General features: G+C 72.9%; 1 protein-coding gene and 2 pseudogenes. All 3 read left to right on the top strand.

The genetic code is table 11. From position 1 onward, the window contains the following. Positions 1–157, top strand: a pseudogene (locus ACFWI8_RS36145) (ATP-binding protein); the annotation flags it as partial. A 562-nt stretch (positions 158–719) separates the two neighbouring features. Beyond that, the gene (locus ACFWI8_RS36140; RefSeq protein WP_387100466.1) at positions 720–3,491 is read left to right on the top strand and encodes a nitrate- and nitrite sensing domain-containing protein; all 2,772 of its coding nucleotides are present in this window, start codon (positions 720–722) and stop codon (positions 3,489–3,491) included. 1 nt (position 3,492) lies between these two features. Beyond that, a pseudogene (locus ACFWI8_RS36135) lies at positions 3,493–3,593 on the top strand (roadblock/LC7 domain-containing protein); the annotation flags it as partial.

The raw sequence follows: 3,593 nt of genomic DNA, 5'->3' as shown, positions 1-3,593 counted from the left end.
CGACGGGCATCAGCCGTACTCGCCCGAGGAGGTGCGGGAGGCGTTGCAGATCGGTCCTGACGCGCCGATCATCACCACCGACGCCCGGACCCGGGGCGAGGCCAAGAGCGCCCTGATCACCCTCGTCGAACACGCGCTCCTCGCCCGCCTGCACTGACCGGTCCCGCACCGGTCGCCCGCCGCCCGCCGGCCCTCGCCGGCGGGCTGTGCTGTCCCTGCGGCCGCCGTCCTCGCGGCGATCTGTGCCGTCCGTCACGGCCACACGGAACCTCCTTCTCTTCTCCCGAATCTCGTAACGATTCGGCCGGCATTTCCACGCATTGCGCGCACCCGTCGCGAGCGTCCGGCTCCGCTGCGCACACGAACTCCCGACGTTTCGCGGCTTGTTGTGGGTGATGACCCTTTTGCGGGCATTCATGGATGGCCGGAAACAACCTGGTTTGGGGGATTGGAAAGTCGTCGCGTGGCGTGTTGGAATCCACGGAACCCCCGGGCGTGACCGGCCCACCCGCGATGGCGAAATCAATGCCGAGAGGTGACAGCCTGTGAGGCGCAACACCGCGACTCCCCCGAATTCCGGAGAAGCGGCGGCCCTCGGCGGACCGGGTCGGGGCGGTTTCCAGCCGCCCACCGCGACGGCCCGGCCGCCGGCCGGAGCCGCCGGAGACGACGAGCAACCGCCCTCCGCCGGTTCCCGGTTCGCCCCCCGCAACTGGCGGGTGGCCACCAAGCTCTACGCGATCCTGCTCATCCCCGTGCTGGTCGCCCTGCTGCTGGGCGGGGTGCGCGTCCGGGACTCCTACGACCGCTGGCAGGAGGCCGACGCCGCCGAGCGCATCGCCGAGCTGGTCCGTGCCTCCACCGCCTACGGGCACGCGCTGATCGACGAACGCGACGTCACCGCCGGCCCGTTGCTGGCTGGCGACACCGGGTCCGAGATCGTCGCCCGGGCCAGGGCGGCCACCGACGCCGCCCGTGACGAGTTCTACGCGCGTGTCGACGACGCCCCGGACACCGACAGCCTGCGCCGCCGCGTCGACGCCGTGGCGCAGGCCGAGCCCCAGCTCCAGCCGCTGCGCGACGCCGCCTACACCGGCGAACTCCCGGGTGTGGCCACCGAGGAGGGCTACGTCGCGGTCCAGCACCCGCTGATGTCGTTCTCCAACGAACTCGGCCTCGGCTCCGACAACATCGCCGCGTACGGGCGCACCGTCTACGCCATCTCCCTCGCCAAGGCGGCCAGTTCGCTGCAGCGCTCGATCGGCACCCACCTGCTGGTGGCGCCCGGACCCGGTGAGCGGGCCACCGAGACGCAGCTCACGGCGTTCGGCTCCTACGCCTACCTGGAGAACATCGCCCGCGCCGAGTACGTCACCGCGGGCACCGCCGAGGACGGCCGGCGACTCACCGAGGCCATGGCCGAGGCGGCCGACGACGCCGCGGCCAGCGCCCCGGCCGCCCCCGACCTGGAGACCATGGTCGAGCAGATCTCCTCGGGCGCCACCCCCGGCCAGCTCGCCGACCAGGGGGTCACCCCCGACAGCTGGTTCCAGTCCGCCACCGCGGAGTTCGACGCCTACCGCGCCATCGAGGTGCGACTCGTCGACGACGCCGTCGAGGAGGCCCTGGGCGTCGCGGGCGTCGCCCGCCGCGACATGATCGTCAACTCGGTCGTGGTGCTGGCCGCCGTGCTGCTCGCCCTGGTGCTCGCCGGCCTGGTGGCCAGGGCCATGAGCCGCGACATGCGCCAACTGCGCGCCGCCGCTGCCGAGGTCGCCGAGGAGCGGCTGCCCGCGGTCGTCGCCCAGCTCTCCCGCACCAAGCCGGGCGCCGTGGACACCAGGGTCACGCCGATCAGCATCGTCGGCCGCGACGAGATCGGCGAGGTCGCCCGCGCCTTCGACCAGGTGCACCGGGAGGCCGTCCGGCTCGCCGCCGAGCAGGCCCTGCTGCGCGGCAACGTGAACGCCATCTTCACCAACCTCTCCAGCCGCAACCAGGGCCTGATCGAGCGTCAACTCGCCCTGATCAGCGAACTGGAGAGCCGCGAAGCGGACCCGGAGCAGCTGGACCACCTCTTCAAGCTCGACCACCTGGCCACCCGCATGCGCCGCAACGGCGAGAACCTGCTGGTGCTGGCCGGCGAGGAGCCGGAGAACCGCTGGAACCAGCCGGTCGCGCTGGTCGACGTGCTGCGCGCCGCGGCCTCCGAGGTCGAGGCCTATGCGCGGATCCAGATCTCCGGCGTCCCCGAGGCCGAGGTGCGGGCATCCGTCGTCAACGACCTGGTGCACCTGCTCGCCGAGCTGCTGGAGAACGCCACCACCTTCTCCTCCCCGCAGACCAGGGTGCTGGTCACCGCCACTCGGCTGCCCGACGGCCGGATCATGGTCGAGATCCACGACAAGGGCATCGGCCTCACCCAGGAGGACTTCGCGGAGATCAACAAGCGGCTCGCCGAGCCGCCGGCCGTCGACGCGGCCGTCTCCCAGCGGATGGGCCTGTTCGTGGTCGGCCGGCTCTCGCTGCGCCACGGCATCCGCGTGCAACTGCGGCCCTCGGGCGAGCAGTCCGGCACCACCTCGCTGGTGATGCTCCCCGAGGAGCTGACCCTCACCGGCGGCACCGGCCGGCGGCGCAAGCCCGCACGTGACGAGGTCGCACCCGTGACGGGGCGGGTCGAGGTGAGCGACGCCGACCGCCTGGCCGCCGCCCGCGCCGCGGCCGAACTGGGTTTCGACGAGTCCCGCTACCAGGGGGTCGGTGATCCCGCGGGGTCCACCCCGGTCGGCCGCTCGCTGGCGCGCGGTGGACGCTGGCCGGCGCCCGCCGCGGGCGACACGCCCCCCGGGCCCGCGCCCACCTCCTCCACGCCTCCCGCGCCCCCCGCCGCTCAGCCGAGCGGGCGGCACGCGGCGGTCGAACCGTACGCGGAGCAGCCCGGGGCGGTCCCGACCACGGGCCCCGGGTATGGTGAACCGGCTGATACGCAACAGGTGTTCGGAGGCCTCGCGCCGGCGGCGGAATCTCAACTCGAAGGTCCCGCGGGCACGTCGCAGCGCGTAGGCTTCACTGCACCAGACCCGGCCGAGGGGCGGTATCCCGCGGCCATCAGCGCGGGGCTACCCCGCAGGGACCGACAGTGGCAGCCCGAGGAGGATTCGGCACAGCGACCGCGGGAGGAGGCCCCGGCGTCGTCGACGCCGGCCGAGGTGCGATGGGATCGCGGACCGCGCCGCGAGGAGCGCACGGGCGGCAAGACGTCCGCCGGGCTCCCGAGGAGGGTTCCGCGGGCCAACCTGACCGAACACCCCCTACCGGAGCCCGCACCCGGTGGGCCTCAGATATCCCGGGATCCGAACGACGTCCGCGGCCGGCTCAGCAGCCTGCGCCGCGGGGTGGAGCAGGGCCGCGGCGCGGGGAAGAGCCGCGGCGCGCAGAACGACGAACGGGGCCAAGGCCCCGGTCACACCTACGATCAGGAGCGTTAGTGTGAGGCCGATGAGCCAGGCGGCGCAGAACCTGAACTGGTTGATCACCAGTTTTGTGGAGAACACCCCTGGGGTGTCGCACACGGTGGTGGTTTCCGCTGA

This window comes from Streptomyces sp. NPDC127098, assembly GCF_042722465.1.
Lineage (GTDB): Bacteria > Actinomycetota > Actinomycetes > Streptomycetales > Streptomycetaceae > Streptomyces > Streptomyces millisiae.
Note: the sequence above shows the minus strand (reverse complement) of the source record. Positions and strands in the feature narration are given on the sequence as shown.